This is a genomic window from Microbispora sp. CL1-1 (assembly GCF_012034195.1).
GTDB lineage: Bacteria > Actinomycetota > Actinomycetes > Streptosporangiales > Streptosporangiaceae > Microbispora.
This window is the reverse complement of the sequence record NZ_JAATEK010000030.1, coordinates 32,890-46,264: the sequence shown is the minus strand read 5'-3', so window position 1 is coordinate 46,264 and position 13,375 is coordinate 32,890. Positions and strand designations below refer to the sequence as shown.

The window sequence follows — 13,375 nt, the reverse complement described above, 5'->3', positions numbered from 1 at the left end:
CCCTCCGGGAGCCACCCATGTCGCAACACGTCCCCTTCGGTGAGACCGACGTCGTCGATCTCGCCGTCATCGGAGCCGGCATCAACGGGCTCGCCATCGCCCGGGACGCCGCCGCACGCGGCCTGCGCGTCGTCGTCGTCGACCGCGCCGACGTGGGCTCGGGCACGTCGAGCACCTCCAGCCGGCTGATCCACGGCGGCCTCAAGTATCTCGAGCGCTACGACTTCACGCTCGTGCACGAATCCATCCGGGAGCGGCACCTGCTGTTCCGCACCGCGCCCCACCTCATCCGCGACTACCCGATGCTGATCCCCTTCTACGAGGGGAACACCCGGCCGGGAGCGCTGATCCGGCTCGGCCTGCTGGCGTTCGACACGATGGCCCTGGGCCGGGGACGCGGGCTCAGCCGCGGCGTACCGGTCCGCACGGTGGCCCGCCGGTGGCCCACCCTGTCACGCGAGGGCCTGCGCGGGGCGGCGCTGTTCCACGACGCGCAGGTGCCGTGGGCGGAGCGGCTCTGCGTCGAACTGCTCCTCGACGCCCGCCGCCTGGGCGCGCGCGTCCTCACCTACACCTCCGTCACCGGACTGATCGTCGAGAGCGACCGGGTCGCCGGCCTTCACACCGAGGACGTGCGGTCCGGGGAGCGCGGGGAGATCCGGGCCGCCGTCACCGTCAACGCCGCCGGGCCGTGGATCGACCGGATCCTCGACGGGCAGATCGAGAGCCGGCGGCTGAACGGCGGCACCAAGGGCAGCCACGTCGTCCTCGACCCGTTCCCCGGAGCCCCCGACACCTGCATCTTCTTCGAGGCGGCGGCCGACGGCCGGCCCATCTTCGTCTTCCCCTGGCAGGGCCGCTACATGCTCGGCAGCACCGACCTCACCTACGAGGGCGACCTGGACGAGGTGGTGGCCGGCGACGCCGAGATCGACTACCTGCTCGCCGAGACCAACCGGATCTTCCCGCAGGCGAACCTCACACCCGCCGACGTGCTGTGGAGCGTCGCCGGGATCCGGCCCCTGCCGTACACGGCCGGGGTGTCGGACAACGCCAAGATCAGCCGTGGACACACCGTGCTCAACCACGCGCCCGCCTACCGGGGCCTGCTAACGGTCATCGGCGGCAAGCTCACGACCCACCGGGCGCTCGCGGAGGACGTGACCGACGAGGTGCTGCGCGTGCTCGGCAAGCGGCCGCGCCCGTGCGTCACCCGGACCCGGCCGTTCCCCGGCGCGGACACCTCGGACTGGCCGGAGTTCGTGCGCGACTTCCTGCGTGAGTCGCCGCTGGACGGTGCGTCCTCCCGCAGGCTGCTGCAGCTCTACGGCGTGCGCGCCCGCCGGGTGCTCGACCTGGCGGCAGAGAACCCCTCGCTCGCCGAGGTCGTCGACAGGGAGACCGGCGCCCTGGCCGCCGAGGTCGTCATGGCCGTATGCGAGGAGGGCGCGGTCACCCTGGCCGACGTCATGCTGCGACGTATCCTTGTCGGGCTCAACGGCGACATGGGCCTTTCCAGCGCCGCGACCTGCGCCGACGTCGCCGTACGCCACCTCGGCTGGGACGAGGGGCGGGCCCGCGCCGAGGTGGCCGCCTACGAGAACGAACTGCGGCGCCACCGTCCCCGGGCGCTGGCCGCCGCGGCGGGTGGAGGCGCGGGCGCAGGCATGGACAACGACGGGAGGAGACCATGACGAACCTGGCCACGTGTTACGTCGGGGTCGACGTCGGCCTGACCGCGTCGAAGGCCGCCGCGTTCGACACCGAGGGACGCGAGGTGGGGGTGGTGCACGCCCGCACTCCCCGCACCAGCGTGACCGCCCACCGGCACGACGTGGACATGACCGGGCTGGCCGGCACCGTCGTGTCACTGCTCGGCGACCTCGCGGGCAAACTCGCCGCCGACGGGTACGCGCCGGCCGGCATCGGCGTGGCCGCGCACGGCAACGGGCTCTACCCGGTCGACGCGTCGCTGCGGCCGGTCGGACCTGCCATCGCGTCGTCGGACAGCCGGGCCCAGCACATCGTGGACGCGATCGAGCCGCAGGCCGCCCGCCGCCTGGCCGCCGAGACCGGCTCCATCCCCTGGGCGGCCCAGCCGTCCGTGCTCCTGCGCTGGATGCACGACGCCGACCCCGAGGCGTACGCCGCGACCCGGTGGGCGCTGTCATGCAAGGACTGGGTGACCTCGCAGCTCACCGGCGTGCCGAGCGCCGACTACAGCGACGCGAGCGCGTTCGGCATGGTGGCGCTGGACACCCGCGAATACACGCCGACGGCGCTCGAACTGGTGGGGCTTCCGGCCGGCGACCTCGACCGCTTCCCGCCGCTACGCGAGTCCGGGCAGGTCGTGGCCGGACTCAGCGCGCGGGTCGCGGAGCTGACCGGACTGCCGGAGGGGCTGCCCGTGATCGCGGGCTGCATGGACTGCGTGGCCGCCACTCTGGGCGCGGGCGGCCGGGCGCCGGGCGACGTGACGATCATCGTGGGCACCTGGGCCATCAACGGGGTCGTCGTCCCCGCCGCCACCCCCGCGCCCGAGGTCACGCTCAGCGCGCTGATGCCCGACTCGGGAACGATGCTCGCCATGGAGGTCGCCCCCACGTCGGCCGCCAACCTCGACTGGCTGAGCACCGCGTCGGTGCCGCACCGGGCGACCACCGGCGTTCCGGCGGCGGACCTGCTGGCCGAGACGGCGACGGTGGCGCCGGGCGCGGACGGGCTGCTGTTCCTGCCGTTCGTCAACGGCGCCCCCGAGCACCCGGCGGCCTCAGGGACCTTCCTCGGCATCTCCGCCGTACACCGTCGCGGGCATCTCACCCGTGCGGTCATCGAGGGGGTCGCGCAGTATCACCGGGTGCAGCTCGACCGCGTCCTGGCCAGCGGGGCCGACGTGGGCGACCGTCCCTGGCGGCTGGCTGGGGGCGGCGCACGGTCGGAGGTCTGGGCGCAGATCTTCGCCGACGTGCTCGGCCGTCCCGTCCGCCGTCAGCTCACCAGCGAACTCGGCGCACGCGGGGTCGCCTCGCTGCTGCCCGCCGCGCTCGGGCACAGCGACGTGCCGTGGTCGGTCAGCGACACCGACGACCTGTGCGTCCGCCCCGGTCCCGCCCGCGAGGCATACGTCCGGCAGGCGGAGGTGTTCGACCGGTGCCTGGCCGGGATGTCCGCCGCATGGTCGGAGGTCGAGCGGTATCGCACGGCGGGGTTCGAACCGGCTCCCACCGGCCGCTGACAGGCCACGAGCTTTGCGAGTCGCCTCAGGGGCGGCGCTCCAGCACGTTCGCCATGTCGGCGAGGAAGCCGTCCACCTCACCGACCGCGTAGCCGGGCCGGAACACCACGGTCGCGAACGTCGCCTTCCTGACCTGCTCCGCCGTGAGCGGCTCGGCCGCCGTCCCGCGCAGCGTCGCCACGATCCGGTCGAGGAAGTCGTCGACCTCCTCCTCCCGGTAGCCCATGCCGAGCCGCCCGGGGCGGAAGGCCACCCGCTCCACCCGCGCCGCCTGCGTCTCCAGCCAGCTCGGGGAGCCCGGCTCCGGCGGGAGCGTGCCCGTCCTCTCCTCACGGCCGGCGCCCACGGCGGCCTTCGCGGAGGGCGTCTGCGGGCGTGCGCGGTCCTCGGCAGGCGTACGGCGTAGCGGGGCCGCCGAGGCCGGGGCGGCAGTGGGCCGGGACACGGCGGCGGAGGCGGCGGACCGGGACGTTCCGGCAGCGGCCTGCCCGACGGGCCCGGAGGCCCCGGTGGGCCGGGACACGTCGGCGGACGCGGGGGCGGACGCGGCGGACCGGGACGTTCCGGCAGCGGCCTGTCCGGCGGGCCACCGGACGGCCGGTGCGAACTCTTCGTCGGAGGCCTCCGGGGCAGCGGATCCGGAGCCGGTGGCCCCCGAGGCTGCGGGCGGCGCTGGCACGGCCGGGGCGGTGAGCGGCGGCTTTGATACGGGGGCGGTCGGCGGTGGCACGGCCGGAGTGGTGGGCGGCTTCGGTGCGGGTGTAGCGGTGTCCCGGTCTCCTCTGGCCTCGACCGCCACGATGAACGCGTCGAGCGCGAAGTCCACGGCCGTCTCGTTGTAACCCTTGCGCTTGACGGCGAACCTGGCATTCCTGATCTCGTCGGCGGTCACGGGCGGCCCATCGAGCGGACCGAGGCCGAGCGTCCGCTCGATCCTGCGCACGAATTCGTCGACTTGCGCGGGGTCGTAGCCCAAACGCACGGCCATGACACGGGGAAAGCGGTTCACACCACACCTCCCTGCCCGTTGCTCAAGCCCGTCCATTCTGACGGGACTCCGAACAAAAAGGCGAGACCCAAAGATCGCCCGATGTCCGCACGCGGGGAGGAACAATCCGGATAGGCTCAAATGACTATGCGGATCGCCAGCCTCTCCTTCCGGTACGGACGGCGCGCCCCCTGGATCCTCTCCGACGCCGGTCTGGTCCTGGACGCGGGCGACGTGGTCGAGGTCACCGGGCCCAACGGCACCGGCAAGTCCACCCTCCTGCGGCTGGTCGCCGGGCTGCTCCGGCCCACGCGCGGAAGCGTCGAGGACCGCCCCCGGGTCGTCGGGTACGCCCCAGAGCGGTTCCCCGCCGACCAGCCGTTCACCGTGGCCGCCTACCTGCGGCACATGGCGGCGGTCCGGCGGGTGGGCACGGAGTCGATCGGCCGGTGGAGCGAGCGGCTGGGCATGGACCATCTGCTCGGGCAGCGTCTGCCCGACCTGTCCAAGGGCAGCGCCCACAAGGTGGGCCTCGCGCAGGCGCTGCTCGCCGAGCCGGGGCTGCTCGTGCTCGACGAGCCCTTCGCCGGTCTCGACGCCGCCACCCGGGCCGAGCTCCCCCGGATCATCGGGGAGATCAGCGCGCGCGGCGGCATCGTCGTGATGAGCGACCACCAGGGCGATCTGCGTTCCTTCCCCGGCCTGCGCCGCTGCGAGGTCCGCGACCGGGCCCTACGGGAACTCGATCCGATCGATCCGATCGAGGGCACCGGGGAGCCGGCCCTGACCGTGCTGGAGGTGGCGGTGGCCGCGTCGAAGGCGCAGGACCTGGCCGACCGTCTGCGTGCCGAGGGCTGCACGGTGAACATCACGGCCCGCGCCACCCGGGAGGTCGCCGGATGACCGCCGTGATGGCGCTGGCGAGGTTCCGCCTGGCCGGCTACGTCGCCTCACACCGGGCGTTGCAACCGCTGATCGCGCTGCTGGCACTGCTCGCGATCCTCTACGCGAGCCCCATTCCCGCCGGGCAGGAGATCGCGGCCACCGCGGACTCGGCGGCCATGCTCGTGCCGGTGCTCGCCTGGGCCGCGCGCGGCCTGCTCGACACCGAGCCCGACGAGCAGCGCAGCGTCGCCATCTCGGCCCTGGGCGCGAAGGAACTGGCCGGCGGCCTTCTGGCGGCGTACGCGTCGCTGCTCGTCCTGGCGGCGATCGGCGAGGCCGCGCTGCTCCTCCGCCTCGCCGGCTCCCCCACCCTCACCGTGCTGCTGGTGGGCGTGTGGCTGCATCTGCTGTCCGCGGCGGCGGGCCTCACGCTCGGAGCGCTGACGAGCCGCCCGATCCTGCCCTCCCCGGCGGTGTCCACGATCGCCCTGATCCTCGGCTACCTGTCGATGCTGGTGCTCAGCATGGCCGGGGCCCGCTGGCTCACCGTGCCGGTCATGGGCTGGATGCGGGACGCCCATCACGGGGTGCTGCTGTCCGGGCTGCCCCTGATCACCGCACAGTCGCTGCTGTGGCCCGCGATCGGCCTGGCGGCCTACACGTGGCTGCGCCGCACACGCCCCTGAGGCACCACCACGCCGGTCGCCGAGGTGCCGGTCGTCAGGGTGCCGGACACCAAGGCACCGATCGTCGGAGCGCGGTCTCGGGACGCGGGTATCGGGACGCGGGTATCGGGACGCGGGTGCCGCGCCTTATTGGGGCGCCGCGGCGAGCTGCCCGCACGCCCCGTCGATCTCCCGCCCCCGGGTGTCCCGTACGGTGACGGCGACGCCGTGGGACTCCAGGCGGCGTACGAACGCCCGCTCGTCCTCGGGACGCGAAGCGGTCCACTTCGAGCCGGGCGTGGGGTTGAGCGGGATCAGGTTGACGTGCACGAGCTTGCCCTTGAGCAGGCGGCCGAGCAGGTCGGCCCGCCACTCCTGGTCGTTGATGTCCTTGATCAGGGCATACTCGATGGACACGCGCCGCTTGGTCTTGGCCGCGTAGCTCCAGGCCGCGTCGAGCACCTCGGCGACCTTCCACCGGGTGTTGATCGGCACGAGCGTGTCCCTGAGCTCGTCGTCCGGGGCGTGCAGGGAGACGGCGAGCGTCACCGGCAGGCCCTCGTCGGCGAGCTTGCCGATCGCGGGCACCAGGCCGACCGTCGAGACCGTGATCCCGCGCGCCGAGATGCCCAGGCCCTCCGGCGCGGGGTCGACCAGGCGGCGTACGGCGCCGATGACGGCCTTGTAGTTGGCCATCGGCTCGCCCATGCCCATGAAGACCACGTTGGTCACCCGGCCGGGACCGCCCGGAACCTCGCCGCGCGCCAGCGCCCGGGCGCCCGCGACGACCTGCTCGACGATCTCGGCCGTGGACATGTTGCGGGTGAGCCCGGCCTGCCCCGTCGCGCAGAACGGGCAGTTCATGCCGCATCCGGCCTGGGAGGAGACGCACATGGTGACGCGGTCGGGATAACGCATCAGGACCGACTCGACCAGCGAGCCGTCGAACAGCTTCCACAGCGTCTTGCGCGTCATGCCGTCGTCACAGGTGATCTCGCGTACGGAGGTCAGCAGTGGGGGCATGAGCTGCTCGACCAGCCGCTCGCGCAGCGCGCCCGGCAGGTCGGTCATCTGCTCGGGAGAGCCGGTCAGCCGGGTGAAGTAGTGGCGGGAGAGCTGGTCGGCGCGGAACGGCTTCTCCCCCAGCTCCGCCACGGCCGCCCGGCGCTCGGCCATGGTCAGGTCGGCGAGGTGGCGCTGCGGCTTGGCCCTGCGGGGCGCCACGAAGGTCAGCTGCCCGGTCTTCGGCTGCTCGCTCACGCAAAACCCTTTCCATCATCCGCGGCCGTGGTCTTAACGACCGGCGCACGCGGCTTTACATTCTGTCTGGCGGTCGAATCCCGGAGGCGTACGAGAGGTGAGGTGTGGACACCACTGTCGTGCTCACCAGCACCAACCCCTACGGGAGCCGCACACTGACGATCGAAGCCGACCGGACCTCCTCCGTAGCTTACCTTCGTGACGCGAAGGGGATCGTCCACGGAGCGGTCTGGCTGGCCAACCACGTCCCGGCGCCCGCCGAGGCCGATGCGGGCCGCGCCGGGGCAGGGCTGCCGCCGGTGATGCCCGAGGCGCACACCGCGCACCCCTCGGGCCGCCCGCCCCTGGACGCGGAGTCGCTGTCGGTGCTGTGGTTCGAGGAGGGCGACGGCGTCGCCCTGTACGAGAACGACGCGCTCCTGGCGGTCATTCCGGCGTGGGCCGACCTGGAGCACGGCCTGCCCGGGTACGCGCGGGACGCCGTCGGGGAGTCGCCGTTCGCCTGGCCGCTGGGCGAGGCGCTGGAGGGCCTGTCTCCCCGCGTGGCCAAGGCCCGCGCGTACTGGCAGTGGCGGCAGGCGGAGGGCAGCTGGGCCACCTACCAGCAGTTCGTGCTCGGGCACCTGGACAGCAGGCTCGGGCCGCCCGGCCGTTATTGGGACGTCTCCGGCGACCGGTTCCCGCTGGTGGGCGTCAGCGAGCGCCCGCCGACGTTCACCCGGGACTACACCGTGCTGTCCACCGTCGGCATGAGCTGCCAGCGGATGCCCGCCGCGGAGATGTACGACACGGCGTGCCGGGTGGAACTCGCGCTGGCGACCAGGCAGGATCCGAGGGCCGCCGCACGGCTGTTCGCCTGGCTGGGGCAGTATCCGTGGCGGTCGGTCACCTGGCTGGGGCATGGGCACACGGCCCGCTGGTTCCAGGATCCGGCCACGTTTCCGCTGGACGGCGGGCACCAGGGGGTGCTCATGCTGATGGACCCGCCCGGGCTACCCGACATGTCGGGATTCATGTTCGGCGGCGACGCCGTACGGTGGCTGTGGCTGCTTCCGCTCAACGAGTCGGAGCTCCGCCTCGTGGCCGATCACGGCCATCGGGTGATCAGTGAGCGACTGGCGCTGACGAGCCGGATCTGACGCGTCCGCACGCTGGGCCGGAACACGCATCGAGCCGCCAATGGGTCGGACCGGCAGCGGGTCGGACCGGCAGCGGACCCGGGCATCAGCGGTCCGAGACGTTCAGGGGGCACGGCCGTCACCAGGCCAAGCAGTCAGCGGGCCGGGCTGTCGGCAGGTCGCGCCGTCAAGGCGACCGGGACGTCAGCGGGCACGGCCGTCACCAGGCCAAGCAGTCAGCGGGCCGGGCTGTCGGCAGGTCGCGCCGTCAAGGCGACCGGGACGTCAGCGGGCACGGCCGTCACCAGGCCAAGCAGTCAGCGGGCCGGGCTGTCGGCAGGTCGCGCGGTCAGACGACCGGGGCGTCCGCGGACTCGGCTGCCGGCGGACCGGGCTGTCAGGCGACCGGGACCAGGAGCGTGAGCAGCAGCCACACGGGGACGAGCGTGAACAGCAGCGAGTCGAGGCGGTCCATCGCCCCGCCGTGGCCGGGCAGCAGCGTGCCCATGTCCTTGATGCCGATGTCCCGCTTGATCACCGACTCGACCAGGTCGCCGAGCGTCGCGCAGACGACTCCCGCCAGGCCGACGACGGCGCCTTCCCAATACTCACCCTGCAGCAGGAAGTGAACCAGTAACGCACCGCCCACGACGCAGGCGAGGGTGGACCCGGCGAAGCCCTCCCAGGTCTTCTTCGGGCTGATGAGCGGCGACATCCGGTGCTTGCCGAAGAAGATCCCGGCGAAGTATCCGCCGATGTCGCTGCACACGGTGACCGCGATGAAGACGATCACGCGATCGGGCCCGTCCTCGGGGGCCAGCAGCAACGGCACGAACCCCGCGAGAAGCGCCGGGTAGACCGCGACGAACACCGCGGCGGTCGCGTCCCTGACGAAGCCTTCCGCGCCCTGGAACATGCGCCAGGCCAGCAGCACCATCACGGTCACGCCGAACGCGCCGACCAGGAACGACGTGCCGCCCCAGAACGGCCCGACCGCCATGGCCGCCATGCCGGCCAGCAGGGGCGGCAGCGGCACCCGGATGCCGAACTCCCCGAACGCCTTGACGAGCTCGTGGATGCCGACGCCGACGGCCAGCAGGACGACGACGAGGAAGGCGGCCTTCACGGTGTAGAGCGAGGCGATGACCGCCGCGCCGAGCGCGACGCCGACCCCCACCGCCGCCGGGAGGTTGCGGCCCGTACGGCCCGAGGGCTTCTTGGCGGGATCGCCGGACGCGCCGGTGCCCGGTGGGTCCGCGAGGCCGTTCGACGTGGCGGCCCGGCCTGCCCCGGCAGCGGAATCGGCGGCGGAACCGGTGCCGGGTTCGGTCCTGCCGCCCTGACCGGCGTCACGGCCCGCACCGCCACGGCCGAGGCCGTTCGGCGCGGACGCCTGATCGGCGCCGCTGCGACCACCCGCCTCGGCGCCGTGTCCGGCATCGGAAGTGCCCGCCGGGCCCCCGACCGGGTTCCCTGCCGGGCTCCCCGCCGGATTCCGGTCGCCGGCGGCAGCGGTTCCGTCCACAGCGTCCCACTCTCTATATGCGCGTGATCCTTGTGCCGCCCCACTTGTCGCGGATGCGGCACAAGGATCACGGTCGTGCCGTACGGCCCGCTTTCCGGGCCGCGACGTCAGACCTCGAGCAGCTCGGCTTCCTTGTGCTTCAGCAGCTCGTCGATCTTCGCGACGTGCTTCTGGGTGAGGTCGTCGAGCTCCTTGACCGCACGATGGACCTCGTCCTCGCCGGCCTCGCCGTCCTTGACGAGCTTGTCGAGGATCTCCTTGGCGTGCCGGCGGATGTTCCGGATGGACACCCGGCCGTGCTCGGCCTTGTTGCGGGCGACCTTGATGTACTCCTTGCGGCGCTCCTCCGACAGCTCGGGGAACACCACGCGGATCACGGTGCCGTCGTTGCTCGGGTTGACGCCGAGGTCACTGTCGCGGATGGCCCTCTCGACCGCGTTCAGCGAGCCCTTGTCGTACGGCTGCACGAGCACCATGCGCGCCTCGGGGACGTGGAACGACGCAAGCTGCTGGATCGGCGTCTGCGATCCGTAGTAGTCAACACTGATCTTGTTGAACATCGAGGGCGTCACACGGCCGGTGCGGATGCTCGCGAAGTCGTCCTTGGCGACCGTCACCGCCTTGTCCATCTTCTCCTCGGCCTCGAGGAGGGTTTCGTCGATCACTGCGGCTCCCTACTTCCCTGCCGGACTCACCAGCGTGCCGATCTTCTCACCACGGACCGCCCGGAGGATGTTGCCCTCGCCCATGAGATCGAAGACCACGATGGGCAGGCCGTTGTCCATGCACAGGCTGATCGCGGTGGCGTCCATCACCCCGAGGCCCCGCGTCAGCACCTCACCGTAATCAAGCTGGTCGAACCGGACCGCGTCGGGGTTCTTGCGCGGGTCCGAGTCGTACACGCCGTCGACCTGGGTGCCCTTGAGCAGCGCCTCGGCGCCGATCTCCAGTGCGCGCTGCGCCGCACAGGTGTCGGTCGAGAAGAACGGCGAGCCAAGCCCCGCGCCGAAGATGACCACGCGGCCCTTCTCCAGGTGGCGGATCGCGCGGCGCGGCAGGAACGGCTCGGCCACCTGCTGCATCGTGATCGCGGTCTGCACACGGGTGTCGATGCCGCGCTTCTCCAGGAAGTCCTGCAGGGCGAGACAGTTGATGACGGTCCCGAGCATGCCCATGTAGTCGGCACGGGCGCGGTCCATGCCGCCCTGCGACAGGGCCGCGCCGCGGAACATGTTGCCGCCGCCGACGACGACCGCCACCTGGACGCCCTCACGGACCGCCTCTGCGACCGAGTCGGCCAGCTGGGCGACGACACGCGGGTCGATCCCGAGGGACTCGCCGCCCGCGAACGCCTCGCCCGACAGCTTCAGCATCACCCGCTTCCAGCGCAGCGGCCCGTCGTACGACGAAGCCGCCGGCGTGGCGGGTCTGGTGTTCTCCTGCACGGCGGCGGCCTCCTCGTATGTAGCGCGGGTCGAAAAGCTCCTGGCAGTAAGCCTAAGCCTGGCCGACCTTGTAGCGGGTGAAGGCCAGGACCTTGACGCCGGCCTCGTCCGCGACCTTCGCGATCGTCTTCTTGTTGTCCTTCACGAACGCCTGCTCCAGCAGGGTGAAGTCCTTGTACCAGCCGTTGACCCGGCCCTCGACGATCTTCGGGATGGCGCCCTCGGGCTTGCCCTCCTCGCGGGTCATCTGCTCGAACAGCGACCGCTCCTTCTCGATGACCTCGGCGGGCACCTCGGCGGGGCTGAGGTACTTCGGCGCCATCGCGGCGGTGTGCTGGGCGATGTCCTTGGCGACCTCGGCGTTCGGCGTGTCGAGCTGCACGAGCACGCCCACGGCCGGCGGAAGCTGCGGGTCGGTCTTGTGCATGTAGGAGGTGATGAAGCCACCCTCCAGCACCGCGAACCGGCGGATCTCGATCTTCTCGCCGAGCGCCGCGTTGGCCTCGTCGAGCAGCTCCTTGACGGTCTTGCCGTTCAGCTCGGACTCGAGCAGGGTCGGCACGTCGGCGGGCTTGGTCGCGACGATGTGCGCGACGATGTCGGCGGCGAGCTCCTGGAAACGCTCGTTCTTGGCGACGAAGTCGGTCTCGCAGTTGAGCTCAAGCAGCGCCGCGAGGGAGTCGCCCTCGTGCTTGACGGCGACCAGGCCGTTCGACGCGGTGCGGGCCTCGCGCTTGCCGACGTCCTTGGCACCCTTCAGGCGCAGGATGTCGACGGCCTTGTCGAAGTCGCCCTCAGACTCCTCGAGCGCCTTCTTGCAGTCCATCATGCCGGCGGCGGTCAGCTCGCGAAGCCGCTTGACGTCGGCCATGTTTACGGAAGCCATTGTCCAATTTCCTCTTCGGGACCCGGATGCGAATCGTCTGGGGGGTGGGCACCCGTGCCGAGCGCCCACCCGGTGAAGCCCTCAGCGCGGCGGGCGTCGCCCTACCGCACCGAAACCAGGTCGCTGCCTGGCAGATTCCCGCCGTCGCGGCCTGCCAGAGGCGCCAGCGCCCGGCGGGAATCCGTGGTCGTACGTCAGGCCTGCTCGCCCTGCTCGCCCTGCGCGGGCTGCTCGGCGGCCGGAGCCTCGGCGTTCTCGGCGGCCGGAGCCTCGGCGGCCGGAGCGGCCTCGCCGCCCTCGAGGAGCTCGCGCTCCCACTCGGCCAGCGGCTCGGCGGCGGCGACGCCCGCGGGCTTCTCGTCACCGCGGCCGGCGCCCGCACGGGTCATGAGACCGTCGGCGACCGCGTCGGCGATCACGCGCGTGAGGAGGCTGACGGCGCGGATGGCGTCGTCGTTGCCCGGGATCGGGTAGTCGACCTCGTCCGGGTCGCAGTTGGTGTCGAGGATCGCGACGACCGGGATGCCGAGCTTCTTGGCCTCGTTGATCGCGATGTGCTCCTTCTTGGTGTCCACGACCCAGACCGCGCTCGGGACGCGGGCCATGTCACGGATACCGCCGAGGGTGCGCTCCAGCTTCTCCTTCTCGCGGCGGCGCATCAGGAGCTCCTTCTTGGTGAGCCCGGAGCCGGCCACGTTGTCGAAGTCGAGCTCCTCGAGCTCCTTCAGGCGCTGGAGCCTCTTGTGCACGGTGGAGAAGTTGGTGAGCATGCCGCCCAGCCAGCGCTGGTTCACGTACGGCATGCCGACGCGCGACGCCTGCTCGACGATCGACTCCTGCGCCTGCTTCTTCGTGCCGATGAACATGATGGTGCCGCCGTGCGCGACGGTCTCCTTCACGAAGTCGTAGGCACGGTCGATGAACGACAGCGACTTCTGCAGGTCGATGATGTAGATGCCGTTGCGCTCGGTGAAGATGAAGCGCTTCATCTTCGGGTTCCACCGGCGGGTCTGGTGGCCGAAGTGGACGCCGCTCTCCAGCAGCTGCCGCATGGTGACGACAGGGGCCATGGTGATGGTCCTCCATGGTCGTGTGCCCTTGGGCACGGTCTCGGTTGGTCACGCGGGCGTCTTGCCCGCGCCCTGACGCCCCGGGCCGCTTTCACCGGACGCGGTCCGGACCGAGAAGGCGGCTCGTGAGTGGGCGTGCGAATTCGGCCCGCCTAGCAGGCCGTCGAACAGTCTACCCGGATCCGTCCCATCAGTTGACCCTTGCCGGATCGGCACGCGTCACACCACCAGTCGACCCTTGCCGGATCACACGCGTCACACCACCAGTTGCCCCTTGCCGGATCGGCGTGCGTCAACT

General features: G+C 71.7%; 12 protein-coding genes. 5 read left to right on the top strand and 7 right to left on the bottom strand.

Going from position 1 to position 13,375, the window contains the following annotated elements; all coding sequences use genetic code 11:
- Positions 1-17 precede the first annotated feature (17 nt).
- Both HCK04_RS28595 and HCK04_RS28590 read left to right on the top strand, forming a co-directional pair.
- Positions 18-1,694, top strand: coding sequence for a glycerol-3-phosphate dehydrogenase/oxidase (locus HCK04_RS28595; RefSeq protein WP_142650479.1), 1,677 nt, complete (start codon positions 18-20; stop codon positions 1,692-1,694).
- The gene (locus tag HCK04_RS28590; protein ID WP_142650478.1) at positions 1,691-3,235 is read left to right on the top strand and encodes an FGGY-family carbohydrate kinase; all 1,545 of its coding nucleotides are present in this window, start codon (positions 1,691-1,693) and stop codon (positions 3,233-3,235) included. The genes HCK04_RS28595 and HCK04_RS28590 overlap by 4 nt, the downstream gene beginning before the upstream one ends.
- 25 nt (positions 3,236-3,260) lie before the next feature.
- Here HCK04_RS28590 and HCK04_RS28585 read toward each other — a convergent pair whose 3' ends face one another.
- On the bottom strand, positions 3,261-4,280 hold the full coding sequence (locus tag HCK04_RS28585; RefSeq protein ID WP_142650477.1) for a DivIVA domain-containing protein: 1,020 nt from the start codon (positions 4,278-4,280) through the stop codon (positions 3,261-3,263).
- 90 nt (positions 4,281-4,370) lie between these two features.
- On the opposite strand from HCK04_RS28585, the gene HCK04_RS28580 reads away from it, so the two are divergent.
- Together HCK04_RS28580 and HCK04_RS28575 are read left to right on the top strand one after the other, a co-directional pair.
- The gene (locus tag HCK04_RS28580) at positions 4,371-5,126 is read left to right on the top strand and encodes an ATP-binding cassette domain-containing protein (protein ID WP_142650476.1); all 756 of its coding nucleotides are present in this window, start codon (positions 4,371-4,373) and stop codon (positions 5,124-5,126) included.
- Positions 5,123-5,794, top strand: a complete 672-nt coding sequence (locus tag HCK04_RS28575) for a hypothetical protein (RefSeq protein WP_142650475.1) — start codon at positions 5,123-5,125, stop codon at positions 5,792-5,794. Before HCK04_RS28580 ends, HCK04_RS28575 begins: the two co-directional genes overlap by 4 nt.
- A gap of 126 nt (positions 5,795-5,920) precedes the next feature.
- Here HCK04_RS28575 and rlmN read toward each other — a convergent pair whose 3' ends face one another.
- Positions 5,921-7,033, bottom strand: coding sequence for a 23S rRNA (adenine(2503)-C(2))-methyltransferase RlmN (gene rlmN, locus HCK04_RS28570; protein ID WP_142623553.1), 1,113 nt, complete (start codon positions 7,031-7,033; stop codon positions 5,921-5,923).
- 104 nt (positions 7,034-7,137) lie between these two features.
- Between rlmN and HCK04_RS28565 the strand changes: the two genes are divergently transcribed.
- The gene (locus HCK04_RS28565; RefSeq protein ID WP_142650474.1) at positions 7,138-8,172 is read left to right on the top strand and encodes a suppressor of fused domain protein; all 1,035 of its coding nucleotides are present in this window, start codon (positions 7,138-7,140) and stop codon (positions 8,170-8,172) included.
- A gap of 376 nt (positions 8,173-8,548) precedes the next feature.
- Here the strand turns inward: HCK04_RS28565 and HCK04_RS41450 are convergent, their stop codons facing one another.
- The 5 genes from HCK04_RS41450 to rpsB all read right to left on the bottom strand — a co-directional run bounded on the left by HCK04_RS41450 (position 8,549) and on the right by rpsB (position 13,077).
- The gene (locus HCK04_RS41450; RefSeq protein WP_221889987.1) at positions 8,549-9,676 is read right to left on the bottom strand and encodes a phosphatidate cytidylyltransferase; all 1,128 of its coding nucleotides are present in this window, start codon (positions 9,674-9,676) and stop codon (positions 8,549-8,551) included.
- Between the two features lie 107 nt (positions 9,677-9,783).
- Positions 9,784-10,341, bottom strand: a complete 558-nt coding sequence (gene frr / locus HCK04_RS28555) for a ribosome recycling factor (protein WP_142650473.1) — start codon at positions 10,339-10,341, stop codon at positions 9,784-9,786.
- Between the two features lie 9 nt (positions 10,342-10,350).
- Positions 10,351-11,121, bottom strand: a complete 771-nt coding sequence (gene pyrH, locus HCK04_RS28550; RefSeq protein ID WP_030511713.1) for a UMP kinase — start codon at positions 11,119-11,121, stop codon at positions 10,351-10,353.
- Between the two features lie 52 nt (positions 11,122-11,173).
- Positions 11,174-12,007 carry a translation elongation factor Ts gene (gene tsf / locus HCK04_RS28545; protein ID WP_142623556.1) on the bottom strand — a complete coding sequence of 278 codons (834 nt, stop codon included), beginning with the start codon at positions 12,005-12,007 and terminating at the stop codon, positions 11,174-11,176.
- A gap of 194 nt (positions 12,008-12,201) precedes the next feature.
- Positions 12,202-13,077 carry a 30S ribosomal protein S2 gene (gene rpsB / locus HCK04_RS28540; RefSeq protein WP_142650472.1) on the bottom strand — a complete coding sequence of 292 codons (876 nt, stop codon included), beginning with the start codon at positions 13,075-13,077 and terminating at the stop codon, positions 12,202-12,204.
- Positions 13,078-13,375: the final 298 nt, after the last annotated feature.

Coding starts and splice junctions, on each gene's coding strand:
- HCK04_RS28595 (WP_142650479.1), top strand. CDS start 18: ATGTCGCAACACGTCCCCTTCGGTGAGACCGACGTCGTCGATCTCGCC.
- HCK04_RS28590 (WP_142650478.1), top strand. CDS start 1,691: ATGACGAACCTGGCCACGTGTTACGTCGGGGTCGACGTCGGCCTGACC.
- HCK04_RS28585 (WP_142650477.1), bottom strand. CDS start 4,280: ATGGACGGGCTTGAGCAACGGGCAGGGAGGTGTGGTGTGAACCGCTTT.
- HCK04_RS28580 (WP_142650476.1), top strand. CDS start 4,371: ATGCGGATCGCCAGCCTCTCCTTCCGGTACGGACGGCGCGCCCCCTGG.
- HCK04_RS28575 (WP_142650475.1), top strand. CDS start 5,123: ATGACCGCCGTGATGGCGCTGGCGAGGTTCCGCCTGGCCGGCTACGTC.
- tsf (WP_142623556.1), bottom strand. CDS start 12,007: ATGGCTTCCGTAAACATGGCCGACGTCAAGCGGCTTCGCGAGCTGACC.
- rpsB (WP_142650472.1), bottom strand. CDS start 13,077: ATGGCCCCTGTCGTCACCATGCGGCAGCTGCTGGAGAGCGGCGTCCAC.